Source organism: Paraburkholderia sp. (assembly GCF_050742655.1).
Lineage (GTDB): Bacteria > Pseudomonadota > Gammaproteobacteria > Burkholderiales > Burkholderiaceae > Paraburkholderia.
Window position 1 is genome coordinate 1 of record NZ_JBOIGG010000036.1, and the last position, 26709, is coordinate 26709.

Below are 26709 nucleotides of genomic sequence, written 5' to 3' on the forward strand. Positions count from 1 at the left end.
TATCGTCTGCTTGAGCAGGCGGTTATATGCGAACCGGTCACGTACCGTGATGTTGCCCGAAAGCATGACGCACCGACCGCACCAGATTCCCACAATATGGAATAGTGGTGCTAAGTGGATAGCCCTTACAAATATACAGTGATTGCCGCAACCTCGGCCGGTCGGCTAACGGACCCTGTCTGCAGCCGGCGTGTTCGACCGCTCCTCATGGGTCTCAGCCATGAATCACGACGAGCAGTGCTTTCGCTTCTCCTTTGCCGGCATTGCGAATCGCGTGCGCTTCGTCCGCGACATAGCGCGCGGTGTCGGCGGTTTTCAACCGCCGGGTTTCGCCGGCGGCTTCGACCTCGATCGAACCGTGCAGCACGGTCAGATGCTCGCGGGTGCCGGGTTCGTGCGCATTCGACACCAGCGCGCCCCCGGGCTGCAGCGTCAGCTCGTACCACTCGAAGCGTCCCGCCAGTTCGATCGGCCCCCAGACGCGCAACTGATATCGCGCGTCGTGACCATTCAACGTGGGGATGTCGTGCGGACCGGATACCTCGATCGCGTCGGGTGCTTTCTGCTGGGCAAACAGCGAATCGAGGCTGACGCCGAGCGCGTTGGTCAGGCGCCACGCGACTGCGATCGTCGGATTGGCCTTGTCGCGTTCGATCTCCGACAACATCGATTTCGATACGCCCGCCGTGCGCGACAGCTCGTCGAGCGTCATGCGGCGTTCGCTGCGCAAACGCTGGATCTGCTCGCCGACACGCGGCGGTGCAGCAGGCGCGGAAGCGGGCGAAATGGACGGAGCGGGCGCGGCCTGACGACGGGTCGCCGAACTTGCCATTTAAAGACCTATCGTTTAGAGTTGTTCGATATCCCGAACTTGTGTTCGGAAAATCGAAAATATTCGATCAAACCGAAAACCGACTATAACAGCACACAGCCCGGCCGCACATAGTCCGGACGACCCCAGGAGCCCGATTCATGCGTGACACCTACCTCGCTCATCTGCGCGGGACGCTCGACCAGATCCGTGCAGACGGTTTCCACAAGACCGAACGCGTGATCGCCAGTCCGCAGTCGGCGGAAATCCGTCTGGCCGCCGGCGACGGTGTGCTGAATTTCTGCGCGAACAACTACCTGGGCCTCGCTAACGATGCGCGCCTGATCGAAGCGGCCAAAGCCGGCCTCGATCACGACGGCTTCGGCATGGCGTCGGTGCGTTTTATCTGCGGCACGCAGACCGTGCACAAGGAACTGGAAAGCGCCATCGCCGCTTTTCTGCAGACCGACGACTGCATCCTGTACTCGAGCTGCTTCGATGCAAACGGCGGTCTGTTCGAAACCCTGCTCGACGAATCCGACGCGATCATCAGCGACGAACTGAATCACGCGAGCATCATCGATGGCGTGCGTCTGTCGAAAGCGAAGCGTTATCGTTACCGCAACAACGATCTCGCCGACCTCGAAGCGAAGCTGCGCGAAGCCGATGCGGCCGGCGCGCGCTTCAAGCTGATCGCGACCGACGGCGTGTTTTCGATGGATGGCATCATCGCGGATCTCGCCGGCATCTGCGATCTCGCGGACCGCTACGGTGCACTTGTGATGGTCGACGACTCGCATGCGGTCGGCTTCATCGGTGAACACGGTCGTGGAACGCCCGAACATTGCGGCGTGCTGTCGCGCGTCGACATCATCACGGGCACGCTCGGCAAGGCGCTCGGCGGCGCATCGGGCGGCTACGTCGCGGCTCGTCGCGAAGTCATCGAGTTGCTGCGTCAGCGTTCGCGCCCGTATCTGTTTTCGAACACGCTCGCACCGAGCATCGCCGCGGCATCGTTGAAAGTACTGGATCTGCTCGCAAGCGACGAAGGCGCGCAGCTGCGCGAACGCGTGCGCGCAAACGGAGCACGTTTTCGCCACGCGATGAGCGCACTGGGATTCTCGCTCGTCCCCGGCGAGCATCCGATCATTCCCGTGATGCTCGGTGACGCGACGCTCGCATCGCGAATGGCCGACGCGCTGCTGCACGAAGGGGTCTACGTGATCGGCTTTTCGTACCCGGTCGTGCCCAAGGGCCGCGCGCGCATCCGCACGCAGATGAGCGCCGCGCACACGCCCGAACAGATCGATCGCGCTGTCGATGCGTTCGCCCGCGTCGGCCGCTCGCTCGGCGTAATCTGAAAATGAGCTAAAGATCAGGAATCACGATGAAAGCACTTGCGAAACTCGAACGCGGCCCAGGACTCACGTTGACCCAGGTGAAGAAACCCGAGGTCGGCCATAACGACGTGATGATCCGCATCAAGCGCACGGCGATCTGCGGCACCGACATCCATATCTGGAAGTGGGACGACTGGGCGCAAAAGACGATTCCGGTGCCGATGCACGTCGGCCACGAATACGTCGGCGAGATCGTCGAGATGGGCCAGGAGGTGCGCGGTTTCGCAATCGGCGACCGCGTGTCAGGCGAAGGGCACATCACGTGTGGCTTCTGTCGCAACTGTCGCGCGGGGCGCCGTCATCTGTGCCGCAACACGGTCGGTGTCGGCGTGAATCGCGAGGGTGCATTCGCCGAATATCTGGTGATTCCCGCCTTCAACGCATTCAAGATTCCGTCGGACATCTCCGACGATCTCGCCGCGATCTTCGATCCGTTCGGCAACGCGACGCACACTGCGCTGTCGTTCAACCTCGTCGGCGAAGACGTGCTGATCACCGGTGCTGGTCCGATCGGCATCATGGCCGTTGCGATCGCGAAGCATGTCGGCGCGCGCAACGTCGTGATCACTGACATCAACCACTATCGCCTCGAACTCGCGCGCAAGATGGGCGCGACGCGCGCGGTGAACGTGTCGCGCGAAACGCTGCGCGACGTGATGGCCGATCTGCACATGACCGAAGGCTTCGACGTCGGGCTCGAGATGTCAGGCGTGCCGAGTGCGTTCACCGGAATGCTCGAAGCGATGAATCACGGCGGCAAGATTGCATTGCTCGGCATTCCGCCCGCGCAGACCGCGATCGACTGGACCCAGGTGATCTTCAAGGGCCTCGAAATCAAGGGTATTTACGGTCGCGAGATGTTCGAGACCTGGTACAAGATGGTCGCGATGCTGCAAAGCGGACTCGACCTCTCGCCGATCCTCACGCACCGCTTCGCCGTCGCCGATTACGAAAAAGCCTTCGCGACGATGCTGTCGGGCGAAAGCGGCAAGGTCATTCTCGACTGGACCGCTGCGTAACATCCTCTCTACACGGCCGCCCGTCGAACGTCGAACGTTAACCGGCGGGCGGTCGCACGAACTCGGCCTGAATACGCACGTGCACGTCGTCGCCGACGGCCGGGTACCACGTTGCCAGTCCGAACTTCGCGCGGCTGAAGCGGCCTTCCGCTGAAAACCCGAGCGTGTCCTGCCTGGTCAGCGGGTCGGGCGCGAAGCCGTTGAACGTCACGTCGAGCGTGACCGGCTGCGTGACGCCGCGAATCGTCAGATCGCCGGTCAACGTGCCGTGTGCATCGCCAGTACGTTCGAAGCGCGTGCTGACGAAACGCATCTGCGGATAGCGCGCGACGTCGAACATGCTGTCGCTTTTGACGAGCCGGTCGAGAATCGGCACGTTCGTATCGACGCTGTCTGCGTCGATCGTCACGTCCACATGGCTCTTGTCGAGCCCGCCCGGATTCCAGTCCAGCTGCGCATTCACACGATCGAAGCGCATCGTGAAGCGCGAATACTTCAGATGGTCGACGTCGAAAATCACGCTCCAGTGGTGTGGATCGAGCGTGTACTGCCCTACGGGTACGCGCGCTTCGGTCGGGCTGACCGAGTGCGTGACCACCTGCAGTGGTGTGCACGCGGCCGCGAGCGTCAGCGTGGCGGCAGCGAAGACGGTTGAAAACGTACGCGCGAAAGCCGCGCGGGCAACGATTCTTTTCATGGCGAAGGGTCCGTGACGCGATCGACCTCACGATAACCGAAGTCGAGTGATCGCGTGTGCCGCCCGGCACGGCCCAAGACGTGCACGGCTGCGACGAAAATGTTGACAGGGTGGAATGATCGTTCTACCTTACGTCACATGACGACCTCTTCCGATTCCTCGACGACCGCCGGTGCACGCGAGCGTCTGCTCGACGCGGCCGAAGCGCTGATCTACGCGGGCGGCATCCACGCGACCGGCGTGGACGCGATCGTGCGGCAGTCCGGCACCGCGCGAAAAAGTTTCTACACGCACTTCGAATCGAAGGACGCACTCGTCGCGGCTGCGCTGGAGCGGCGCGACGAACGCTGGATGAACTGGTTCATCGCAGGGACGGTGCGGCACGGCAGAACGCCGCGCGCGCAGCTTATCGGCATGTTCGACGTGCTGCGTGAATGGTTCGTGTCCGACGACTTTCACGGCTGCGCATTTCTGAATGCATCTGGCGAAATCGCCACGGCCGACGACCCGATCCGGATCGTCGCGCGGGAGCACAAGGAGCGTTTGCTGCGATTCGTGCGTTCGGTGTGCGACGAATACATCGCATCGAGTGGCGAGAGCACGCGGCTTGCGGCGCGCCTGTCCCGTCAGTGGCTGATCCTGATCGACGGCGCAATCGGCGTCGCGCTCGTCAGCGGCGAGGCCGACACGGCGCTCGATGCACGCGCCGCAGCCGAGCGGCTGCTCGACAGTTACACCACGCCCCGCCGATCCACGACCTGACCACCGAACCCCCCACACCCGACTACCGGTCGCGCAAGCGACCCTCACCCTGAGGAAGAACCATGAGCGATTCGATCGAAACCCGTCCGCCCGTTCCGCCGTTCACACGCGAAACGGCGATCCAGAAAGTCCGGGCCGCCGAAGACGGCTGGAACACCCGCGATCCGGAGCGCGTGTCGCTCGCGTACACGCCGCAGAGCGTGTGGCGCAACCGCTCGGAGTTCGTCACCGGGCGCGCGGAAATCGTCGGCCTGCTGAGCCGCAAATGGGCGAAGGAACTCGACTACCGGCTGATCAAGGAGTTGTGGGCGTTCGGCGAGAATCGCATCGCGGTGCGTTTCGCGTACGAGTGGCACGACGATTCGAACAACTGGTTTCGCTCGTACGGCAACGAGAACTGGGAGTTCGACGAGCACGGCCTGATGGCGCGCCGTCACGCGAGCATCAACGACCTGCCGATCCGCGAAGCCGACCGTCTGTACCGCTGGCCGCTCGGCCGCCGTCCCGACGATCATCCGGGCCTGTCCGATCTCGGTCTCTAGGCACACTGATGCGCGTACCGCATGAAAGCCGCAGGTACGCGCTTCGTCGCTGAGCTTCACCCCTCTGTCATCGGCCTTCGCTATTGTGCTTCCCCCTGGCGGCACCGCGTCCGGCGTCCCGCAGTTCGCGTGCCCGCGGTTCTGAGCAGCACCTCCACTGCCTCTCGATATGTTCAGGTACAGTGCGACGGGCGCAACCCGACAACCTCGGCGGAACCATCATGACACCGGCGCGCGACCGGTGACGGAGAAGACATGCGTGTTTGGCAGACGACAAAGACAACGACGCGCGGATTCGCGCTAGCGGCGCTCGTCGCCGGTTTGACCGCTGCGCCGGCCACGCGCGCGGCCGAGTGGTGTCAGGGCGGCGTATGGGTCGACGCGATGCTCGGCTCGTATCACATCAATCCCGACCCGAACAAACACTTCGAGCAGTTCAACCCTGGCCTCGGTGTCGAATGCTGGCTCAATGGGCAATGGGCGGTGACCGCCGGTGGGTTTCGCAATTCGCTGCGCCGGCCGTCGTGGTACGGCGGCGGTGTCTGGGCGCCGGAATTCCTGCATTGGGGCTACGTGCGGCTCGCGGCGATGGGCGGCATCATCTCCGGCTACAACTACGGCAACTGGGGCCTCGGCCGTAATCACACGATCGGCCCGGTGGCTGCGCCGATCGTGATGGTCGAATACAAGAACATCGGCGCGAACTTCATCGTGATTCCGCCGATCCCTTCCGACGACCTGCCGTTCACGATCGGCTTCCAGCTGAAGGTGCGCTTCTAGCGCGTCGCGCCAATCTTGCGCAACGCTTCCGCCGCGGCGCGGTTGCCCTGCGCGTCGGCCATCTGCAGCGCTGTGCCGCCGTGCGCATCGGTGTGATCGGGATTCGCGCCGTGCGCGACCAGTTCGGGCAGCAGCGCGAGGCGTCCGAACAGCGCCGCGAACGACAGCGCCGTTTCGCCTGCATTGTTCATTTGATCGATGTTGCACGACGTCGCCATCAGGCGTCGCGCGATCGCCGTTTCGCCCTTGAAAAGCGCGCCCATCAGCGCCGTGTTGCCGTGCCGGTCGCCAATACACGCGTTCGCGCCCGCTCCGATCAGGAAGTCGAGCGCGGCCGGCTGGCTGTCATAGGCGGACAGGATCAGTGCGGTATAGCCGGCGTCCGTCTGGCTGTCGAGCGGATAGCCGGCATCGATCAGCGCCTTGAGGATGTCGACGCGGCCGAGACGTGCCGCGGCGAACCATTCGTCGTCGTACTGATGGAGATTGGCGCTCACTGCGTCGCGGGTCGGCACGACGAGCGGGGGTGTCGAACTGCATCCCGCGGCGAACGCGATGCATGCAACAGCGCATGCCGCCGCGCATTTCAGTCGGGGAACGGATCGCATGATGAACCTACGGTAAAGAAACGGCGAGCCATATGCATATGGCCCGCACTCGTGACGAGGGAACCACGCAGACGCCGCGCGACGGCATGAACCGGAGCCGTCGCGCGGCGTACGTCAGTCGACTAGCTTCGCAGCCTGCGCCGCGACGCGCGAAACGTCCGCATGCGTGGCGCTCGCGAGGCGCTTGCCGTAGTCCTCGTCGGCCTTATAGAAATACGACAGCATCGTGTACTTGTTGCCGTCGTTCGTGACGTGGTTCAGATCCCCGGCGAGCGCGGTGACGAGATCGCCCTTGCCCTGCGAGGACAACGACCGGTAGTACTCGCCGGCCTGCCGGAAGTTGAGCGTCTTGTGGATCGCCTGCTGCTGCGTCGTGCCCGACAGCGGCGTCTGCACCGGCTTGTATTGCGGATCCTGCGCGAGCTCCGCGATACCCGACGGCTCGTAATTCACGTCGCCTTTTCGGTCGCCGAAATTCATCAGACCGTCCTGATTGTTGTTCGTGACGGTGACGAGCGGCCGGTTGATCGGCAGCTCGTTGTAGTTCGGTCCGAGCCGGTACATCTGCGTATCGGCGTACGAGAACAGGCGGCCCTGCAGCATCCGGTCTTCCGAGGGCTCGATGCCCGGCACCATCCGCGACGGCGCGAACGCGGATTCCTCGGTGCTCTGGAAGTAGTTGTCCGGAACGCGGTTGAGCGTCAACGTGCCGATCTTGCGCTCGGGCACCGACGACCAGATCTTCGTGTCGTCGAGCGCGTCATAGTCGAATTTGCCGAGATCGCTGGGATTGAGCACCTGGATATACATATCCCATTTCGGATAGTCACCGTTCTTCAATGCAGTATAGAGATCGTTCGACATCAGATTCCAGTCTTTTCCGATCGATCCCGGAATGTCCTGAGGCCGGATGCCGTGAATTCCCTGGACGCTTTTCCAATGGAATTTCACATAATGCACTTCGCCTTTTGCATTCACGAGCTTGAACGCGTGTACGCCGAATCCATCCATGTGCCGGTACGAGTCCGGCATCCCTTCGTCGGTGTACAGATGGGTCAGCATGTTCGTCGCTTCGGGCGTGTGCGAGAAGAAGTCGAATGCGAGATTCGCGTCCTGCACGCCGGTCACCGCACTCGGCTTGTTCGCATGAACGAAGTCGGGGAACTTGATCGCGTCGCGAATGAAGAAGATCGGCCAGTTGATGCCGACCAGATCCCAGTTGCCCTGCTGCGTGTAGAACTTCGTCGCGAAGCCGCGCGGGTCGCGGGCCTGCTCGGGCGATCCGCGATAACCCATCACCGTCGAGAACCGCACGAATACAGGGGTATGCGCGCCTGGCGTGAAAACCTGCGCCTTCGTCAGATCCGAAATATTGGCGTCCTCGACGAACTCGCCGAACGCACCGGTGCCGCGCGCATGCACGACACGCTCGGGGATGCGTTCGCGATCGAAGCGCTGAAGTTTCTCGGTCAGATTCGAATCCTGCAACAGCACCGGGCCGCTCGGGCCTGCTGTCTGCGAGTTCTGGTTGTCGCCGATCGGAGCGCCGGCGTCGCGCGTGAGGTCGGCGGCGAACGACGTTGAAGCAAGCGCGACGGCAAGCGCCGCGGGAAGATACTTGAGTGAATGTCTGGCGGTGTTCGCCATGATCGTCTCCTGCAGACTGTGGGGTGTGGCTAGGGGGCGCTAGATACGCAGCGAATAGTATTGAAATCGGTATTGAGCAGCCAATCGAATTTTGAAATTAACCAGATAGCACGCTTTAATTGTCAGCCGTAAACAGGATGGGAAATGACATTGTCAATTCGCATTGCATTTTCGAAAGGAATTAACGAAAAGACGGGGTTGGATTATTGCGTGGAGTGATGTGTGAATGAAGCATGACGCCGCGCGATGATTTATCGCTATCAAGCGGATCGGAATTATCAAATGCGTGTGACGTGCTCTGCGGCTACGCTACCGGCCTGCACGCGAGCGCGGTGCCGGTGCTTGTCCGTTTCGCGATTCACATCGTGTGCGAGTGCAAATGCGGCAATCGTGCCGCAGCGCCACATTCCATTCGACGGAGCCGTGCATGGCTGCACGATTCGATACCGGGACACCGCACGCTCAAACGCGTGCGTCGACATCGGGCGGAGACGACTTGCCCGCGCAGCTCGTCGCGATGCTGCCGCGGCTGTGGGCATTCGCGCTGCGACTTTGCGGCGACCGGCGTGCCGCCGAGCGCATCGTGCAGCGCGCGTGCACACGGACACTCGAGCGGCCGCGGCGCGTGCGATCGGACGTACCGCCGTGGGTCGGTCTACTGTGCGAGATGCACGCGATCTGGCGCAGTGAACGGCACGGGCACGCGATGCGCGATAACCGTCGTCACGATACGGCCACACAACTGCGCTACCCATCGATCGTCGACGCGGTCGATTGCCTGCCGGATGTGCAGCGCGTTGCGCTACTGCTGATCGAAGTCGAAGGCCTGAGCTACGACGAGGCCGCCTGCGTGCTGAACGTCCCGGTCACGACGGCGATGAGCCATGTATTGCGGGCGAGACAAGCGCTGGGTGCGCAGTTCGGACCGTGCATTGCGCGGTAACGCGGACTTCGGCCAACCCGCCGTGTGGTGCGCCGCAGCGCGGCATGCGGCGCTTACAGTTCCGCACTGCACTAACCAGAAGCCATACGCCGAACCACGCAACGAAAACGCGATGGAATAATTCCCGGAAGGTGTACGTTCTGAAAACAGGCAGCGATCGCGCTACCGATTTGCGACCTGCTCCCCCGAACCCAACAACGGAAATCATCGTGAAACTGAACCTGACTCTCTCCGCACTCGCCCTGACCATTGGTCTCGCCTCGCCGCTCATCGCCATGGCCGACATGCTGAACGTGAGCGCCAATCTGACCTCCGCCGCTGAAGTCCCGCCGAAGGCCAGCGACGGTCACGGCCAGCTGACCGGCATGTACGACACGTCGTCGAAGGAACTGCAATGGACGGTCGACTACTCGGGCTTGAGCGGCCCGGCGACGATGGCGCACTTCCACGGCCCGGCCCCGGTCGGCAAGAATGCGGGCGTGGTGATCCCGATCGCCGCCGCCGATCTGCCGAGCCCGATCAAGGGCCACGCGACGCTGACCGACGCGCAGGAAAAGGGTCTGCTGGCCGGTAACTGGTACTTCAACGTGCACACGGCGAAGAACCCCGGCGGCGAAATCCGCGGCCAGGTCGCCGCGACGAAGTAAGCGCAGGCTCACACGCGACGCGGCCGGACATGCGCCGGCCGCGTCGGTGCATCTTGGCCAACCGCGCTTTTCACCAGCGCAGCAGCCGCGGCCCCGCGAGCGCGCCGGCCACGGTCGGCAGCCCGATACCGAGCACATACCAGACCGCCCAGAACGACACTGCCATCTCCGGGCAGTGCAGGCAGTACGCGATGGTCGCAACCGATCCCGACAGCAGTCCCGCCGCCGCACCCGCGAGCCGTAGCCGCGTCGGCGCGAGGCCGCGCATCGCGGCGAACGTTGCGATACAGCCCGGCACCGACAGCAGCGCGATATTGAACGGGCACGAGTGCCACGTATGGCCGAACACCAGTGCCGCGCGCGAATCGGCTGGGGCGAGCCACAGCAAGACGAGTGCCGCGAGCCAGACCGCCGCGACCGGTGCCGCGACGCCCGCCCATGCGCGCCCCACGGCGACGCCCGGCCGCGATAGCTGCGCGGTCAGCACGAGCGCGGCGACGGCGAGGCAGAACGGCAATGCCAGCTTGGCCCAGAACAGCGGCGTCACGAGCATCGTGCCGATGTCGGGGCGAACGCCGTAACCGAACACCGCAATCAGCGCAGCGCCGAGTGCGCCGATGAGCAGTGCCGGCGCGAGTCGCCGGCTCACCGCATGCCGCTTGACAGGAGTGGCGCCCGTCGCGAGCAGCGAAATAAGCGCGTCGGTTTTCATGCGGTGGCTCCTTTGATCTTCAACGCCAGGGCTTTCAGCCCCCGATGCACGCCGACCTTGATCGCTGATTCGGTGAGGCCGGTGAGCTGTGCGGTCTCCGCGACCGACAGCCCCTGCAGTTTCACATGCACGATCGGCAACCGCTGCCGTTCGGGCAGATGATCGAGCAGCTTTTCGAGGTCGCGCTTCGCGTCGGCGGGCTCGGTATCGGACGCGGCGAACAGCTCGGACTCGTCGTCGAGCGGATCGTGTAGCGCCTCGCGGCGCGACCGGGCGCGCAGGAAATCGGTGAGCTTGTAGCGCGCGATCGCGTGCACCCAGGCGGTCAGCGGCTCGTCGGGACGATACGTGTGACGGCCATTGTGCACGGCGAGCAGGATCTCCTGAACGATATCCTCGATTTCGTCATGCAAATGAAAGAGCCGCTTGCGCAGGAACGCGCGCAGGTGGCCGGTCAGGTCGGCGAGGAATGCGTGATAGGCCGCCTGGTCGCCGTCCAGTGCACGGACAAGCAGCGCCCGGAGGCGTTCTTCGACAGGCCGTGAAAGGCCAGGATCGGTGCGGTGGGTCATCGCGGAGATGGCGTTCGGACGCCATAGGGTTGCGGAAGTGACCATTAGTCGGCGCAGCGGGCCGGTTCTTACAGCCCGTGCGCGCGATATTTTCGCGAAGCCTGAAGTGCGTCCGGCGGTCGCGTCCCCAGAGGTCAAAGCGACGTCGTGAACGTAGTCAGCCATGCGGGACTCACCGCGAGCGCGGCCGTCTCGATCTGCCGGTCGAAGCCCGTCAGCACGACGCCGCCCAGCACCACGAACAGCGCGCCGAGCACCCAGCGCGAGCGCTGGCCGAACGTCGCGAGCGTGCCGCGCAGGCGCAGCATCGACGCACGCGACACGACGCCCAGCAGCAGCAGCGGCAACCCCGCACCGAACCCGAAGACGATCATCAGCAGCGCGATCTGGCCGAGATGTTCGCCCTGCGCGGCGAGCGTGGTCGCGGCACCGAGCGTCGGCCCGACGCACGGACTCCACACGAAACCCAGCAACAGACCTATCAGCAACTGACCGGCGAGGCCGTCGCCGCTCACGTGGTCGAGGGCCTGCTGACCGGTCGCGCCGACCTGTGCGCTCAGCCGCGCAAAACGCTCCTGCAGCCGGCCCGACACCATTACGAGGCCGAACGCGACCATCAACGCGGCGGCGAGACGCCGCAGCATGTCCGCGTCGAGGCCGATCGACGCGCCGAGCGTCGCGAGAAACAGTCCGACCGCCGCGAACGACAACCCCAGGCCGAGTGCGAGCGCCGCCGCGCCGAGCCGATGCTTCGACAGCGCGGATGCGGCGAGGATCGGCAGCAGCGGCAGCACGCACGGCGACAGCACCGACACGACGCCCGCGCCGAAGCCGAGCCCGTAGGTCGCGAGCCCGAAGTCCATCACAGTGCCTTGTCGAAGGTCGCGCGGATAGCCTGCTCCTGCGTCTGCCCGGTCGAGCGTGCCACTTCATGGCCCTGTTTGAACACGACGAAGGTCGACTGCTGCGTGATTTTCAGCGCGCGCTTGAGTGCGGTTTCGGTATCGAAGTCGGCGACGAAGATCGTCACCGGCTTCAGCGACGGCTCGGCCGAGAGCCGGTCGACGATCGGCTTCTGCACGCGGCAGGTCGGGCACCACGTCGCGTGCAGGTAGACGACAGTGGGTTCGCCCGCCGCGATCGCGTGATCGAAACGGGTCTGCGTGAACGGCACTTCGTCGGCGAACGCGGTGCCGGACAGCACGGCGCACGACAGCAGCGCGCCGGCCAGGATCTTGCCGGAAAAGAACGGTTTCATCGAATGGCTCCTGCGGACGAGACAGCGGCGCCGCCTCGATGGATAGGTTTATGGGAGTTCGTTGCACAGAGGGCGCCGGTTACACCGCGCGCGAAATTTATTTTACGGTCGGCCGCTGTAACCGGCACGGCCGTCGTGGCGAATTCACCGTCAGACACGCAATGCAGTGCGGCGTGCCGCCACTTTCCTTCTACCGATGCACGTTCTGACTGGAGTCGATCATGAAACTGACCTTTGCCGCCTTGTTCGCTGCCGCCGCCGTTGCTGCTGTCGCGACCCCCGCTTTCGCCGACGCACGCTACGACGTCGGGATGTCGCCCGCTACTTCCACTGCTTCAACGGTTTCCCGTGCGGAGGTTCGCGCCGAACTGGCACGCGCCCGTGCAGCCGGCGAACTCGCGTTCTCGCATAACGAATACCCGGTACTGCAACAGTCGATGCACGACATGTCGAACGTGTCGCGTGCGGATGTGAAAGCCGAACTGGCCCACGCCCGCGCCGCGAACGAAATTCCGCATTTCGTGAACGGCTGATCGCGCGTTCCCGATCGTCCCGCAGAAATTTTCGGGTCGCTGTAATCACAGGATAGACAGCGACGAACTAACCAGCAAATCGCTCACGACAACGCAACGACGATCTGCTCACCTTGCTATCCGTCAATACAACAGGACCTCAAATGAACACGATCAAACTGTCCGCTGCCGCACTCGTTCTCGCCTCGCTCGCTTCGGGTGCATTTGCCCAGACCCAGGCCGCCGGCGGCGCCGTCGAAAAGTGCTACGGCGTGTCGCTCGCCGGCCACAACGACTGCAAGGCAGGTGCGGGCACGACCTGCGCGGGCACCGCGAAGATGGACTATCAAGGCAACTCGTGGAAGAACGTCCCGGCCGGCACCTGCACGTCGATCAAGACGCCAAAGGGCGCAGGCTCGCTGACGGCGATCGAATCGTAAGCACCGCATCGCGCCCACGATCATGGATACGTTCACGGACCTTGGCGCAGGCGTCGGCCTGAAGCCGCATCACTACGACGAAGCCCACCGCGCGACACAACGCGGGCTGTGGTTCGAAGTTCATCCGGAAAACTACATGGTCGCGGGCGGTCCGCGGCTCGCGTCGCTCGAGGCGATTCGCGCGCGGCATCCGCTGTCGCTGCACGGCGTGTCGCTGTCGCTTGCCGCTGACCGCGCACCCGACGCCGATCATCTGCGCCGTCTGGCAGCGCTGATCGAGCGCATCGAACCTGCGCTCGTTTCCGAACACCTCGCGTGGTCCGTCTGGCGCGATCAATATCATCCGGATCTGCTGCCGTTTCCGCGCACGCAAGCTGCGCTTGCGCGCATCGCGGATAACATCGCGCAGACACAGGATGCGTTCGGACGCCGCATCGCGATCGAGAATCCCACGCACTATCTGACCATCGACGGCCACGACTGGAGCGAGATCGATTTCCTGACCGAACTCGTGCGACGTACCGGCTGCGGCCTGCTGCTCGACGTGAACAACGTGCACATCAGCGCGCACAACGTCGGCTTCGATGCAGCGTCGTATCTCGACGCCGTGCCGGCCGCCGCGGTGATGGAAATTCATCTGGCTGGCCATAGCGTGGATGCGGGCACGACTCGTCCGCTGCTGATCGATTCTCACGACGCCGCGGTCGACGACGACGTGTGGGCGCTGTACCGGTACGTCGTCGAGCGGATCGGCACGCGTCCCACGCTGATCGAGCGCGACGACAACATCCCCGCGTTCGATGTGTTGCTCGACGAGCGTGCACGTGCGCAATCGATGCTCGATGCCGCGCATGCTGTTGAGCATCCGCTGCACAGCATCGTCACTACGCCGGTCGAGGTGCACATATGAACGCGCCGTCGTTATCCGCGTTTCAGGACGCCTTCGTCGGCGCGCTATACGGTGCAGTGACGAACGACGCGCGCGTGAATGCACTCGTCGATCAACCCGGCTTTTCCGTGTATCGCAACACGGTGTTCAAAGGCTGCATCGATGCGCTGCACGCGAATTTTCCGACGGTCGCGCGGCTTGTCGGCGATGAATGGTTTCGTGCGGCCGCCGCGGTGTACGTGCAGGCGTCGCCGCCCGACGATGCGCGTCTGCTGCACTACGGCGCGGGTTTTGCCGCGTTTCTCGAACGCTTCGAACCGGCGCGCGAGCTGCCGTACCTGCCGGACGTCGCGCGACTCGATCGTTTGTGGACCGAGGCGCACGTCGCGGCCGACGACACGCTCGCGGACACCGCCGCGATCACCGTATGGGAACCCGTGCAACTGGAGCGCGCGGTGCTGCGTCCGCATGCGGCGGCCCGCTGGCTCTGGTGCGACGGACAGCCCGCGTACACGATCTGGCGCGCGAACCGCGAAGCGGTCGACATACCCGACGACCTCGCATGGCAAGGCGAGGGCGCGCTGTTGCTGCGTCCCGCCGGCCAGGTGATCTGGCAGTCGCTGTCGGCGGGCGGCTACGCGTTTCTCGATGCGTGCGCAGCCGGCCTGCCGCTCGAACCGGCTGCGCAGCAGGCGCTCGTCGCGGAACCGGACATCGATTTCGGCATGCTGCTGTCGACGCTGCTCGCGGTCGGCGCGATCGGCGCAATTGTCGGGGCTGCACCGCATCGCCCGGACTTCAACTCCAATTCATAACCAGTGAGCGCTTTCAATGGAAACCACTTCGATGCCGATGCCGGGCCCATTCGCCCGCTTGCGCACGTGCTGGAATGCCGCTGCCGACCGGGCGTCGGCGTTGATCGGGCATTCGTTTCTCGCGCTGGTATCGCGATTCGCGATCGCCGCGATCTTCTTCATGTCCGGACGCACGAAGGTCACCGGCTTTCTGACGCTGACCGCCAGTACCTACTCGCTGTTTCGCACCGACTACAAGTTGCCGTTCGTGCCGCCGGAGATCGCAGCGCATGTCGCCGCATATTCGGAACACTTCTTTCCGGTGCTGCTGGTGCTCGGGCTTTTCACGCGCGGCGCGGCGCTCGCGCTGTTCGGCATGACGCTCGTCATCGAGATCTTCGTGTACCCGGACGCATGGCCGACGCATCTGTCGTGGGCCGGGCTGATGCTGTATCTGATTGCACGCGGCGGCGGCGTCGTGTCCCTCGATCGCAAGCTGGGAATCAAGTAAGCGCGATATGAGCCCCGCCATGCAGTAACGATTTCACAGCGAAGTTGCGGCGTGAGTTGCCCGCTGTTCGTCGTCGCAGTTGACGCCGGACAGCGGGCCTTTTTTGTCGACACGGTAAGGCGCCGTTCAACGCGGCGCAGGACATTTGCAATCATTTACCAGCGCAGCAACTTCGGGCCAAGCAACGCGCCGGCCGCCGTCGTGGCGAGCATCGCGAGCGCGTACCAGATGCCCCAGAACGGCACCGCCATTTCCATGCAATAGAACGCGTAGACGAGCGCCGCCTGCGCGCCCGCCAGCATGCCGACGCTTGCGCCCGCGAGCACGAGACGCGTTGGTGCGAGGCTTTTCATCGCGTACATGACGGTGGCGAAGGTCGGCAGCGACAGCAGCATGATGCTCAGCGTGCAGCTGCGCCACGTGCTGCCGAGCATCAGCTGCAGACGATAACCGTGCGGCGTCGCCCAGATGATCAACGCACTCGCGATCCACACCGCGAGCACCGGCGCCGCGACCGCGGTCCACGCGAACGCCGCGCGCGCGCCGGGCCGCGCGAGCCGTCCCGCAAGCTTCAATGCACCTGCGACGACGGCGAGCGGGAACGCGAGCTTCGCCCAGAAGAGCGGCATCGCGAGCGGGTTGGGCATGTCGCCGCGCACGCCGTAGAGCAGCGCGAGCAGACCGGCGCTGGCCGTCATCCCGATGACGAGTGCATGGCTGAAGCGCTTCTCGACGACACCGCGTTCGACCGGCGAAAGATTGTCGGCGAGCCGCGACACGAGGTCCTGCGTTTTCATTTCACTTCTCCGTGCCGGACGTTCGCCGACGAATGGGGTAGAACCGGGCCTGGATGGCGACGGCCTCCATTCGGTATTCGCTCGGGAGAGGGATCGGGTTACAGCGGAAAGGCTATTGCGCCGCGCAGCCTCGCGCGCGATCGAGTATCGCGCGGCTCGATTCATCCTTGCTGCCTTTGTTTGTGCCGCTGCCACCGGCAAGCGGCCGGGCCGCGCACGCGAGCACGCGTGCGTCGTCGTCGCCGCCGTAGCGGTCGAAATAGCGGATCACGTGGACCACGTCGGCGAGCGCGCTAGCGGTCCAGTTTTCGTTCAGATCGGGATGCGCGTGGATCTGCTGCAGGTCGCGCAGCGCGATGCGGCTCGCTTCGCGCGGCTCGTCGAGTTGCAGCAGCGCGTCGATGCGGTTGTGCTGCGTGTCGAACTCGCTGTGCGGAAAGCTCGATGTCGTGCCGTCGATCGACAGATCGGGAATCGCGTCGGAATAGCGGCGCCCGAGCATCCGGTGATGCGCGCGCTGCGTGTCGTCGGTGCCCGCTTCGTACGACTGCACGGCGACGAGCAGCAATTGCGGTGGCCAGTTGCTCGTACTCAGGCCTTCGAACATCGCGGGATCGTGATCGGCGAGCCGGTAGATTCGGGTCGCGTCGCCGTTGCCCTGTTCGGCGGCGAGCAGCGCGGTCGCGCGCGCGGCACCGGTGGGGGCGCGCTCGGCGAGCTGCAACTGGATTTGCCGTTCGAGCAAGCTGTTGCCGGGCGCGCGATGGTCCGCAGTCTTCACGACGAGCAGCGCTTCCTGCGCGTGCGTATCGCCTGCGAGGGCGGCGAGCGCGGCTGTGTCGTCCGGCAGCGCGGGCAGCGCCGTGCGGATCGCGTGCCACACGAGATTCTGCACGTCCCACCATTGGGTGGCGTCGAGTGCCGCATGTGGCCGCGCGGTCAGCAACTGCGACGCGGCGTCGGTGGCGAACGGCCAGTCCGACATCCGCTCGCCGACGAAGAGCCGCAGCTTGCCAGTGGCCGCAGCGAAGTCGCTGTCGGACGCGTACGGCGAAGCGGCGTGGCTGGCCGGCAGCGCGGCGAGCACGACTTGCGCGGACCCACCGGCAACCGGTGGCGCGGCACGCCAGTCGAGCAGCGGCGGCCATGGTGCCGGCAATTGTGCGCGCCACGCATCGAGTTCGGCCGGCGCGCGCACGAACCACAGACGCGCCGCGTACTCGAGTACCGCCGGGTCGACGGTGCCGTCGATCTGTTCGATGGCGCGCAGGCCGTTCGACGCGTCGCGGTCGCGGCTCGTCGCGAGCCACAACTGCACGTCCAGGTAGCGCAGCTTCGCCTGATCGGTGGCGGGCAGCGTGTCGCGCCGCTGCTGAAACGGCTTCAACGCGCTTTGCGCCGCGGCGAAGTCGCCGGCTTCCTCGAAGTAGCGCAGCGCGGCGAGCCGGTAAGGATCGAACGGCGCGGCGGCGGCGAGCGGCCCCAGCCACGTCAGCCACTGCGCGTCGCGCATCGCGATGCGACCGGGCGCCGCGTCGCCGTACCACTCGGGCGGCAGACGGTTCGCATCGCGATGCCCGTCGATCTCCGCATTGGCCTGCAGGCTCAGCAGATAGCTGTCGACGCATGCGGGGTCGGTTGCCCCCGAGCCCATCGGGCAATCGAGCGACAGCAACGCGAGCGCCGCGACCGGGTCGGGCTGCGGTTTCGCAAGCAGCGCACGCGCGGCATCGGCTGGCACGATCGCGGCGGTGTTCGCATCGGGCGACAGCGTCGGGGTCTGCGCGTGCGAAGCGGGGATACCGATGAACATCGTCGTGCAGGCCGCTGCGCAAACCACGGTGCGCGCAGTGGCGATCGGCATGCGAAGCGATCGCGCGCGGCGACCGGGACGGCAGTCGGATGAATGGAGCATCGAGAGTGGGGCGCCCGGAAAAGGCATGCGATTTTTTGCGAGAACCGGTCGGCGGGCGCGCACGAACCTGCGCCGATTCGACCGCACGAGTGTACCTGTCTTTATGCCGCCGACGCGCGGTTTTCATGCGCTTCGGCGGGTCCTGTCGCGGCAACGAAAAGGCTACTCCGGCGATGGGTGGTGCAGGCGGCGCTACTGCGCTTTATCAGCTTGTCGCCATACCGGCCGATCATTCACCGGCAGGTCGTGCGTGTCTCTTTCGTTCTAAGGTGAGAGTTTTCGGGAGCGCGCGGGAGTACGTTATGCGGGCGTGCCGGCGTCGTCCTGGCCGACAGTCTCGAGGCGATATCCGTAGCCGTAGATCGGCGTCAGGCGATAGCCGCTCTCAGGGCGTAGCCCGAGCTTTGTACGAACCATCGCGATGTGCGTGTCGAGCGTGCGCGACGGGATGTCGGCGGTCTGCTTCCACACGGCATCGAGGATGTGCGCACGCGACAGCGGCCGGCTCAAGTGCTGGAACAGCAGCAGCGCGAGATCGAATTCCTTTTGCGTGACGTTGACCGGCTGACCGCCCACCGTGACCTGCTTCTGTTTGAGGTCGAATTCGATGCCGCCGAACGTTTCCTTCGTTGCCGCGGGATTCAGCTGATACGAGCGCCGCAGCAGCGACGCGACGCGCGCGGTCAGCACGCCGGCGGAGACCGGCTTGACGACGTAGTCGTCGGCGCCTGCGTTGAGCATCGTCACGATGTCCGATTCGCGCGCGCGGCTGCTGACGAACAGCACCGGCAAACGTTCGGACAGATTCTGCCTGACCCACTGGAGCACGGCCTCGCCCGACAGATCGGGGACGTTCCAGTCGAGCACCAGCAGATCGAAGCTCTCGCGTCGGAGCTGACGCATCAGCGTCTGCCCCTGCTGGAAGGTGTGGCACGCGTGGCCGGCGGCGGTCAGCGTATCGCGGGTGAGGGCAGCCAGTTCCGCATCGTCGTCAAGTATTGCGATTCTCATTAGGGCGCTCGATACATGGTCTTTTGACCGAGAGTCTATGGCATTTCCGACGACTGTCTACCTCATTTTGATCGAGGCTCGCTGCTAGACGGACTGCGGAACCGGCTCAGCTCAGTGCGATCGCGGCTGAGAACTTCGTCTGCGGCCGCGCGATGTGATAGCCCTGCGCGTGAACTTCGGCGCGCCGGCTCAGCCAGCGCAACTGCGCTTCGGTCTCGACGCCTTCGATGACGACCTTGATCGCGAGCTTGTCGAGCATGTCGAGCACGCAGGACATCACGGTGCACGCGCGATGGGACGTCGGAACCTTCACGAGAAATTCGCGCGCCAGCTTGATCGTGTCGATCTGCGCGGAGCTTAGAACCGCGAGCGACGCGTAACCCGAGCCGAAGCCGTCGATCGCGATGCGCACGCCGAGTTCACGCAGCGAGCGCGTGATCTCACCGATGCAGAGCAGCTTCGACGCATCCGCGGTCTCGACCAGTTCGAGTTCGAGCAGCGACGGATCGACGCCGTAGTGTTCGGTCAGTGCCTGGATGGCAGGGCACAGGTCTTCGTCGAGAAGCTGTGCCGGGTGAATGTTGACTGACACGCGCGGTAGCGGATGGCCCGCCTCCTGGATCGCGCGTAACTGCTGGCATGCCGATTCCAGGACGAAGCGGCTCGCGGCCCGTGCGGTGTGCGGATCGTCGAGCGCCTGAATGAAGCTGCCGGGCAGCAGCAGCCCGTAGTCGGGATGCTGCCAGCGAAGCAGGCACTCGACGCCGGACAGACGCGACGTCTGTGCATGGATGACTGGCTGGAACGCGACGCGAAACTCGCCGTCCTGCAGGCCTTGACGGACACGTGCGGCTAGCGCCCGATCGTTTTGCCGATGCGATTCCCCGACATTCATCGCAACGCCACCGCTGCGGATGCTCAACGCACTACCGATGTTCTTCACGTTGCATTCCTTTGAACCTCTCGCTGCTGCCAGGCGCTTGCGCTGCGCGGTGAACGGCGGAGGTGCGTCGTGTGCGCTCCGCTCGCCAGATAACACCATAACGTCCTTTTCCGCCCGCAAGGTTTAAGGAAGGTCAAACAGTCGGATTGTCTGAAATAGAACCGGAATTGTTTGTTGGGCAGCGGATGGACACACCGGAATTGATCAGGGTTTATGCCTGGATTTGCATGAACTAAATGGTACGTTCACCAATAAAATCGATTTCAAATATCGGGAATCTATATTTTTTACCTACTCTGAATTAAATGTGAAATATTTTCTGACAATGATTTACTTTAAGGTCTGAGGATATTTAAGGACCTTTTTGTGCAGACGAATCCTGTAAAGTCCGTATAACTCGTCTTCCCTATAGAGAGGGCCTCAGATGCCATTGCGCTATCTCGCCTAACATTTCTTTGCATTTTGCATGGGTTCATCTTTCATTGTTTGACAATTTGAAAAAATGCATCTCGATAAAATTCGGACACTTTAATCGGGGTGCATGGTTCTTTGCTTTTTTGAAAAGAATGTTTCGAGCGGGCGTTTAAAACTTGCCGCAGTGCATAAGTCCTGTCGGAGGGGCGATTCAAATGAATAAGACATACAGAACTATTTGGAATGAAGCACTGGGCGCATGGGTTGCCGCTTCGGAAATCGACTCCGCGCGGGGCAAGCCGAACCGGTCGGCAGTAACCGCGACGATGGGTGCGGGCGCGTCGGCGATCGCGATCGACACGGACGCGCGCTTCGCGCTGAGCCGGCCGCTGATCGCGATGGGCGTTCTGCTGGCGATGCTCTTCGCCGCGAAGCCCGCGCACGCCGGCTACGGTATTTTCGTCAATGACGGTACCGATGGCGGGTGTATGTGGACGTACGACGGTACGGGCTATTCGCCGATGGGCAACTACAACGGTTCGACCGCGCCGGCCGCGAACACATCTGCCGTTCTTGGCGGCACACTTACCATCACCGCCCTCCCGACCAACACGCAGCTCGGCGGCGCGGCGTCGAGTCAGTGCATTACGACCGACAAGTCCACGCAGACGAACCGGGTTCTGTTCTACGGGCCGAGCAGCTCCGTCGGATCCACTTCGCTGACGCTTGGCGGCGAGCTGTATGTCAATAGCGGCAACCTCGGGCTCGGTGGGGCGAGCGGCGTCGGCACAGGCGCGATGCGTATCGGTAGCGCGGCGACGCTGAGCACGAGCAATTCGGGAAACTATTCGCTGGCGATCGGTAGTGCGCCGACCGCTGCGACTGTCGCGAGCGGAGCGTTTGCTATCGCCATTGGGTCCGCCGCAACGGCATCTAACGGGGCAAGCATCGCCATCGGGCAGAACGCCCTTGCCAATGGAGGGGGTGTCGGTAACTCGACGGCAATCGGCAATCTGGCCACTGCGACAGGAAATAACGCTTCAGCGATTGGTAACGGTGCCGCGGCGAGCGGAACGAACTCGTCCGCTCTCGGGACGCAGGCTGTAGCGAGCGGCACTACTTCAGTTGCGGCTGGGTCGGGGTCGACAGCCTCCGCGACACGTTCGACGGCGATCGGGGCCAATGCAACGGCTGCGGCGGCCTCAACGGTGGCGCTTGGCGATACGAGCGTTGTCGCCGCAGCGGCGGGCACGGGCGCCACGGCGATCGGCTATCAGTCGAGCGTGACGAGTGGCACCGGTGCGGTCGCGATCGGTAGCCAGCAAACAGTGAGTGGCAACGGCGCGGTCGCTATCGGCGACCCCAATGTGTCCAACGGCACGGGTGCTGTGACCTTGGGGGCGAACAACACGGCAGCAGGTAACGCGGCCGGCACGACCGCGGCGAGCGGCGTGGTCGCCATCGGCAATTCGAACGCGGCGATCGGCCAGGGATCGGTCGCGTTGGGGAACAGCTCCACGGCGGCCGCCGCCGGTGCGCTGGCCTTTGGCGACGGTGCTGCGGCATCGGCGTCGAACGCCATCAGCTTCGGCGCGGGCTCCAAGGCGCAGTACGCGAACAGCGTGGCGATCGGTGCCGGTTCCACTACCGGTACGGGAGTGCCGACGGGCACGGGTTATCTGACCGGCACTACGGCGCCGCAGTCGGAAGTCTCGGTGGGCAGCGCGACGGCGCTGCGCCGGATCACCAACGTGGCGGACGGCTCCGCGCCGCAGGACGCCGTGACGGTTGCTCAATTGAGCACCGGCATGAGCACCACGACGAGCAGCATCTCCAGCGTGTCGACGTCGGCATCGACGGGCATCTCTTCGCTGTCGACCGGGCTGAGCACGACGAACAGCAACGTGACGAGTCTGTCGAGTTCCACATCGACGGGACTCAGCACCGCAGTTAGCCGGGAGGCGAGTCTTTCGACCGGCCTCAGCACGACGAACAGCAATGTGACGAGCCTGTCGAGCTCCGCGTCGACGGGTATCAGCTCGTTGTCCACGTCGGCATCGACCGGGATCAGCAGCCTGTCGACGGGATTGAGCACGACGGGTAGCAGTGTGACCAGCCTGTCGACGGGCATCAGCTCGTTGTCGACGTCGACGTCGACCGGGATCAGCAGCCTTTCCACCGGATTGAGCACGACGAATAGCAACGTCGGCAGCCTGTCGACTGGCCTGAGCACGACCAACAGCAATGTAACGAGCCTGTCGAGTTCCGCGTCGACGGGCATCAGCTCGTTGTCGACGTCGACGTCGACTGGGATCAGCGGCCTTTCCACCGGATTGAGCACGACGAATAGCAACGTAACAAGTCTGTCGAGCTCCACGTCGACCGGGATCAGCTCTCTGTCGACTGGCGTGATCTCACTGTCCACATCAGCTTCGACTGGCATCAGCTCGCTGTCGACGGGATTGAGCACGACGGGTAGCAGCGTGACCAGCCTGTCGACCGGCCTGAGCACGACCAACAGCAATGTAACGAGCCTGTCGAGTTCCGCATCGACGGGCATCAGCTCGTTGTCGACGTCGGCCTCGACCGGCATCAGCAGCCTTTCCACCGGCTTAAGCACGACGGGCAGCAGCGTCACCAGCTTGTCAACGGGGCTGAGCACAACCAACAGCAACGTCACGAGCCTGTCGAGCTCCACATCGACGGGCATTAGCTCGCTGTCTACGTCGACCTCGACCGGCATCAGCAGTCTTTCCACTGGCTTGAGCACGACGGGCAGCAGTGTCACCAGCTTGTCGACTGGCCTGAGCACGACGAACAGCAACGTCACGAGCCTGTCGAGCTCCACATCGACGGGCATTAGCTCGCTGTCTACGTCGACCTCGACCGGCATCAGCAGTCTTTCCACTGGCTTGAGCACGACGGGTAGCAGCGTGACCAGCCTGTCGACTGGCCTGAGCACGACCAACAGCAATGTAACGAGCCTGTCGAGTTCCGCATCGACGGGCATCAGCTCGCTGTCGACGTCGGCTTCGACTGGCATCAGCAGCCTGTCGACGGGATTGAGCACGACGGGCAGCAGCGTAACCAGCTTGTCAACGGGGCTCAGCACGACGAATAGCAACGTGACGAGCCTGTCGAGCTCCGCATCGACCGGTATTAGCTCCCTGTCCACGTCGACCTCGACTGGCATCAGCAGTCTGTCGACGGGATTGAGCACGACGGGCAGCAGTGTCACCAGCCTCTCGACCGGCCTCAGCACGACGAATAGCAACGTGACGAGCCTGTCCAGTTCGGCGTCGACCGGGATCACCTCGCTGTCGACTGGTCTGAGCACGACGAGCAGCAATGTGTCGAGCCTGTCGACGGTGGTATCGGCCACACGCACGCACTACTACAGTGTGAACGACGGCGGCACGCAGCAGGGCAACTACAACAACGACGGCGCGACCGGCCTGAACTCGCTCGCGATGGGCACGAACGCGAGCGCGGCGGGCGCGGGTAGCGTGGCGGCGGGCAACGCAGCGAACGCGAGCGTGACGAATGCCGTCGCGATCGGCAACGGCGCAACGGCCAGCGATGCAAACAGCGTGGCGCTGGGCAGCAACGCGAAGACCGCGCCGTCGAACCCGACGGCGACAGGCACCATCGGCGGCCAGACGTACAACTACGCGGGGCCGAGTCCGGTGGGCGTGGTGTCCGTGGGCGCCGTGGGCGCCGAACGGCAGGTGACGAACGTGGCCGCAGGTCAGGTGACGCAGTCGAGCACCGATGCGGTCAACGGCTCGCAATTGTTCGCGACCAACACGGCGATCAATTCGCTGTCGACGTCGACCTCCACTGGTATCAGTAGCCTGTCGACTGGGTTGAGCACGACCAACAGCAATGTGACGAGCTTGTCGAGTTCCGCGTCGACGGGCATCAGTTCGTTGTCGACTGGGGTGAGTTCGCTGTCCACGTCGGCCTCCACTGGCATCAGTTCGCTGTCGACGGGTGTGAGTTCGCTGTCGACCTCGACTTCGACGGGCATCAGCAGTCTGTCGACCGGTCTGAGCACGACCAATAGCAACGTTACGAGCCTGTCGAGTTCCACCTCGACCGGCATCAGCTCACTGTCGACGTCGACCTCGACGGGCATCAGCAGCCTGTCGACCGGGCTGAGCACGACCAACAGCAACGTCACGAGCCTGTCGAGTTCCGCGTCAACTGGCATCAGCTCGTTGTCGACTGGCGTGAGCTCGCTGTCGACGTCGGCCTCGACGGGTATCAGTAGCCTGTCGACCGGTTTGAGTACCACGAACAGCAACGTCACGAGCCTGTCGAGTTCCACGTCGACCGGGATCAGCAGCCTATCGACCGGCCTGAGCACGACCAACAGCAACGTGACGAGTTTGTCGAGTTCCACCTCGACCGGCATCAGCTCGCTGTCGACCGGCGTGAGTTCGCTGTCCACGTCGACCTCGACGGGTATCAGTAGCCTGTCGACCGGCTTGAGCACGACCAACAGCAACGTCACGAGCCTGTCGAGCTCGACATCGACGGGAATCAGCTCTCTGTCGACCGGTGTAAGCTCGCTGTCCACGTCGACCTCGACTGGCATTAGCAGCCTGTCGACGGGTCTGAGCACGACCAACAGCAACGTGACGAGCCTGTCGAGCTCTACCTCGACGGGTATCAGCTCACTGTCGACCGGCGTAAGCTCGCTGTCCACATCGACTTCGACGGGCATCAGCAGTCTGTCGACCGGGTTGAGCACGACGAACAGCAACGTGACGAGTTTGTCGACTTCCACCTCGACCGGCATTAGCTCACTGTCGACTTCCACCTCGACGGGCATCAGTAGCCTGTCGACTGGGTTGAGCACGACCAACAGCAACGTCACGAGCCTGTCGAGTTCCACGTCGACCGGGATCAGCTCGCTGTCCACGTCGACCTCGACGGGTATCAGCAGCTTGTCGACGGGCTTGAGCACGACGAATAGCAATGTCACGAGCCTCTCGAGCTCCACCTCGACCGGCATCAGCTCTCTGTCGACTTCGACCTCGACGGGCATCAGTAGCCTGTCGACTGGGTTGAGCACGACCAACAGCAACGTCACGAGCCTGTCGAGTTCCACGTCGACCGGGATCAGTTCGCTGTCCACGTCGACCTCGACCGGTATCAGCAGCCTTTCGACCGGCTTGAGCACGACGAACAGCAATGTGACGAGCCTGTCGAGCTCTACCTCGACGGGAATCAGCTCTCTGTCGACTGGCGTGAGCTCGCTGTCCACGTCGGCCTCGACTGGCATCAGCAGCTTGTCGACGGGTTTGAGCACGACGAATAGCAATGTCACGAGCCTCTCGAGCTCCACCTCGACCGGCATCAGCTCACTGTCGACTTCGACCTCGACGGGTATCAGCAGCCTGTCGACCGGCTTGAGCACGACGAACAGCAACGTCACGAGCCTGTCGAGCTCTACCTCGACGGGAATCAGCTCTCTGTCGACTGGCGTGAGCTCGCTGTCCACGTCGACCTCGACGGGTATCAGCAGCCTGTCGACCGGCCTGAGCACGACCAACAGCAACGTCACGAGCCTCTCGAGCTCTACCTCGACCGGCATCAGCTCTCTGTCGACCGGCGTAAGCTCGCTGTCCACATCGACCTCGACGGGCATCAGCAGCCTGTCGACCGGCTTGAGCACGACGAACAGCAACGTGACGAGCCTGTCGAGTTCCACGTCAACTGGTATCAGCTCTCTGTCGACTGGCGTGAGCTCGCTGTCCACGTCGGCCTCGACGGGCATCAGCAGCCTGTCGACGGGTTTGAGCACGACGAATAGCAATGTCACGAGCCTCTCGAGCTCCACCTCGACCGGCATCAGCTCTCTGTCGACCGGCGTGAGCTCGCTGTCCACGTCGGCCTCGACGGGCATCAGCAGCCTGTCGACGGGTTTGAGCACGACGAACAGCAATGTCACGAGCCTGTCGAGTTCCACGTCAACTGGTATCAGCTCTCTGTCGACCGGCGTAAGCTCGTTGTCCACATCGACCTCGACGGGCATCAGCAGCCTGTCGACTGGGTTGAGCACGACGAACAGCAACGT

25 protein-coding genes and 1 pseudogene are annotated in these 26709 nt (G+C 63.8%); 14 read left to right on the forward strand and 12 right to left on the reverse strand.

Features of this window, described 5'->3' with window-relative positions; genetic code table 11:
• Positions 1 to 214: 214 nt before the first annotated feature.
• Entirely contained in the window at positions 215 to 832 is a 618-nt protein-coding gene (locus tag ACREXZ_RS29675) for a helix-turn-helix domain-containing protein (RefSeq protein ID WP_431767705.1), read from the reverse strand.
• A gap of 140 nt (positions 833 to 972) precedes the next feature.
• Between ACREXZ_RS29675 and ACREXZ_RS29680 the strand changes: the two genes are divergently transcribed.
• Positions 973 to 2172 (forward strand): glycine C-acetyltransferase, encoded by a 1200-nt coding sequence (locus tag ACREXZ_RS29680; RefSeq protein WP_431767706.1) that lies wholly within the window; start codon positions 973 to 975, stop codon positions 2170 to 2172.
• Between the two features lie 26 nt (positions 2173 to 2198).
• Positions 2199 to 3230, forward strand: a complete 1032-nt coding sequence (gene tdh / locus ACREXZ_RS29685) for an L-threonine 3-dehydrogenase (protein WP_431767707.1) — start codon at positions 2199 to 2201, stop codon at positions 3228 to 3230.
• A 37-nt stretch (positions 3231 to 3267) separates the two neighbouring features.
• Here tdh and ACREXZ_RS29690 read toward each other — a convergent pair whose 3' ends face one another.
• The gene (locus tag ACREXZ_RS29690; protein WP_431767708.1) at positions 3268 to 3927 is read right to left on the reverse strand and encodes a YceI family protein; all 660 of its coding nucleotides are present in this window, start codon (positions 3925 to 3927) and stop codon (positions 3268 to 3270) included.
• A gap of 138 nt (positions 3928 to 4065) precedes the next feature.
• Between ACREXZ_RS29690 and ACREXZ_RS29695 the strand changes: the two genes are divergently transcribed.
• The 3 genes from ACREXZ_RS29695 (at position 4066) to ACREXZ_RS29705 (ending at position 6011) form a co-directional block, all read left to right on the forward strand.
• Positions 4066 to 4689: a TetR/AcrR family transcriptional regulator gene (locus ACREXZ_RS29695; protein WP_431767709.1), complete on the forward strand. Its 624-nt coding sequence runs from the start codon at positions 4066 to 4068 to the stop codon at positions 4687 to 4689.
• Between the two features lie 62 nt (positions 4690 to 4751).
• The gene (locus ACREXZ_RS29700; protein ID WP_431767710.1) at positions 4752 to 5231 is read left to right on the forward strand and encodes a DUF1348 family protein; all 480 of its coding nucleotides are present in this window, start codon (positions 4752 to 4754) and stop codon (positions 5229 to 5231) included.
• Positions 5232 to 5486: 255 nt separating this feature from the next.
• On the forward strand, positions 5487 to 6011 hold the full coding sequence (locus tag ACREXZ_RS29705; protein ID WP_431767711.1) for a hypothetical protein: 525 nt from the start codon (positions 5487 to 5489) through the stop codon (positions 6009 to 6011).
• Here ACREXZ_RS29705 and ACREXZ_RS29710 read toward each other — a convergent pair.
• Both ACREXZ_RS29710 and ACREXZ_RS29715 read right to left on the reverse strand, forming a co-directional pair.
• Positions 6008 to 6619 carry an ankyrin repeat domain-containing protein gene (locus ACREXZ_RS29710; protein WP_431767712.1) on the reverse strand — a complete coding sequence of 204 codons (612 nt, stop codon included), beginning with the start codon at positions 6617 to 6619 and terminating at the stop codon, positions 6008 to 6010. The two genes, ACREXZ_RS29705 and ACREXZ_RS29710, sit on opposite strands and share 4 nt — an antisense overlap.
• A 114-nt stretch (positions 6620 to 6733) precedes the next feature.
• A complete protein-coding gene (locus ACREXZ_RS29715; RefSeq protein WP_431767713.1) occupies positions 6734 to 8266 on the reverse strand; it encodes a catalase in 1533 nt (510 codons plus the stop codon).
• Between the two features lie 427 nt (positions 8267 to 8693).
• On the opposite strand from ACREXZ_RS29715, the gene ACREXZ_RS29720 reads away from it, so the two are divergent.
• A complete protein-coding gene (locus tag ACREXZ_RS29720; RefSeq protein ID WP_431767714.1) occupies positions 8694 to 9209 on the forward strand; it encodes an RNA polymerase sigma factor in 516 nt (171 codons plus the stop codon).
• 209 nt (positions 9210 to 9418) lie between these two features.
• On the forward strand, positions 9419 to 9856 hold the full coding sequence (locus ACREXZ_RS29725) for a CHRD domain-containing protein (protein WP_431767715.1): 438 nt from the start codon (positions 9419 to 9421) through the stop codon (positions 9854 to 9856).
• Between the two features lie 70 nt (positions 9857 to 9926).
• Here the strand turns inward: ACREXZ_RS29725 and ACREXZ_RS29730 are convergent, their stop codons facing one another.
• From ACREXZ_RS29730 to ACREXZ_RS29745, 4 genes are all read right to left on the reverse strand, one after another.
• A complete protein-coding gene (locus tag ACREXZ_RS29730) occupies positions 9927 to 10568 on the reverse strand; it encodes a DUF1109 domain-containing protein (protein ID WP_431767716.1) in 642 nt (213 codons plus the stop codon).
• Positions 10565 to 11140: a sigma-70 family RNA polymerase sigma factor gene (locus ACREXZ_RS29735; protein ID WP_431767717.1), complete on the reverse strand. Its 576-nt coding sequence runs from the start codon at positions 11138 to 11140 to the stop codon at positions 10565 to 10567. The genes ACREXZ_RS29730 and ACREXZ_RS29735 overlap by 4 nt, the downstream gene beginning before the upstream one ends.
• 134 nt (positions 11141 to 11274) lie before the next feature.
• Entirely contained in the window at positions 11275 to 12003 is a 729-nt protein-coding gene (locus tag ACREXZ_RS29740; RefSeq protein ID WP_431767718.1) for a cytochrome c biogenesis CcdA family protein, read from the reverse strand.
• Positions 12003 to 12398 carry a thioredoxin family protein gene (locus ACREXZ_RS29745; protein ID WP_431767719.1) on the reverse strand — a complete coding sequence of 132 codons (396 nt, stop codon included), beginning with the start codon at positions 12396 to 12398 and terminating at the stop codon, positions 12003 to 12005. Before ACREXZ_RS29745 ends, ACREXZ_RS29740 begins: the two co-directional genes overlap by 1 nt.
• Before the next feature lie 221 nt (positions 12399 to 12619).
• On the opposite strand from ACREXZ_RS29745, the gene ACREXZ_RS29750 reads away from it, so the two are divergent.
• The 5 genes from ACREXZ_RS29750 to ACREXZ_RS29770 all read left to right on the forward strand — a co-directional run bounded on the left by ACREXZ_RS29750 (position 12620) and on the right by ACREXZ_RS29770 (position 15544).
• Positions 12620 to 12931 carry a DUF4148 domain-containing protein gene (locus ACREXZ_RS29750; protein ID WP_431767720.1) on the forward strand — a complete coding sequence of 104 codons (312 nt, stop codon included), beginning with the start codon at positions 12620 to 12622 and terminating at the stop codon, positions 12929 to 12931.
• Between the two features lie 143 nt (positions 12932 to 13074).
• On the forward strand, positions 13075 to 13350 hold the full coding sequence (locus ACREXZ_RS29755; protein WP_431767721.1) for a BufA1 family periplasmic bufferin-type metallophore: 276 nt from the start codon (positions 13075 to 13077) through the stop codon (positions 13348 to 13350).
• A gap of 22 nt (positions 13351 to 13372) precedes the next feature.
• Positions 13373 to 14260, forward strand: coding sequence for an MNIO family bufferin maturase (gene bufB / locus ACREXZ_RS29760; RefSeq protein WP_431767722.1), 888 nt, complete (start codon positions 13373 to 13375; stop codon positions 14258 to 14260).
• Positions 14257 to 15054, forward strand: a complete 798-nt coding sequence (locus tag ACREXZ_RS29765) for an HvfC/BufC family peptide modification chaperone (protein WP_431767723.1) — start codon at positions 14257 to 14259, stop codon at positions 15052 to 15054. The genes bufB and ACREXZ_RS29765 overlap by 4 nt, the downstream gene beginning before the upstream one ends.
• Positions 15055 to 15070: 16 nt before the next feature.
• Positions 15071 to 15544, forward strand: a complete 474-nt coding sequence (locus ACREXZ_RS29770; RefSeq protein ID WP_431767724.1) for a DoxX family protein — start codon at positions 15071 to 15073, stop codon at positions 15542 to 15544.
• A gap of 155 nt (positions 15545 to 15699) precedes the next feature.
• Here the strand turns inward: ACREXZ_RS29770 and ACREXZ_RS29775 are convergent, their stop codons facing one another.
• The 4 genes from ACREXZ_RS29775 to ACREXZ_RS29790 form a co-directional block, all read right to left on the reverse strand.
• On the reverse strand, positions 15700 to 16341 hold the full coding sequence (locus ACREXZ_RS29775) for a DUF1109 domain-containing protein (RefSeq protein WP_431767725.1): 642 nt from the start codon (positions 16339 to 16341) through the stop codon (positions 15700 to 15702).
• A gap of 112 nt (positions 16342 to 16453) precedes the next feature.
• On the reverse strand, positions 16454 to 18205 hold the full coding sequence (locus ACREXZ_RS29780) for a hypothetical protein (protein ID WP_431767726.1): 1752 nt from the start codon (positions 18203 to 18205) through the stop codon (positions 16454 to 16456).
• 351 nt (positions 18206 to 18556) lie between these two features.
• Positions 18557 to 19267 carry a response regulator transcription factor gene (locus tag ACREXZ_RS29785; RefSeq protein ID WP_431767727.1) on the reverse strand — a complete coding sequence of 237 codons (711 nt, stop codon included), beginning with the start codon at positions 19265 to 19267 and terminating at the stop codon, positions 18557 to 18559.
• Between the two features lie 106 nt (positions 19268 to 19373).
• A complete protein-coding gene (locus ACREXZ_RS29790) occupies positions 19374 to 20210 on the reverse strand; it encodes an EAL domain-containing protein (RefSeq protein ID WP_431767728.1) in 837 nt (278 codons plus the stop codon).
• A gap of 629 nt (positions 20211 to 20839) precedes the next feature.
• Between ACREXZ_RS29790 and ACREXZ_RS29795 the strand changes: the two are divergent.
• Positions 20840 to 21733 (forward strand): annotated as a pseudogene (locus ACREXZ_RS29795) (ESPR-type extended signal peptide-containing protein); the annotation flags it as partial.
• 99 nt (positions 21734 to 21832) lie between these two features.
• On the forward strand, positions 21833 to 26709 hold a 4877-nt coding region (locus ACREXZ_RS29800; RefSeq protein WP_431767729.1), incomplete at its 3' end, for a beta strand repeat-containing protein.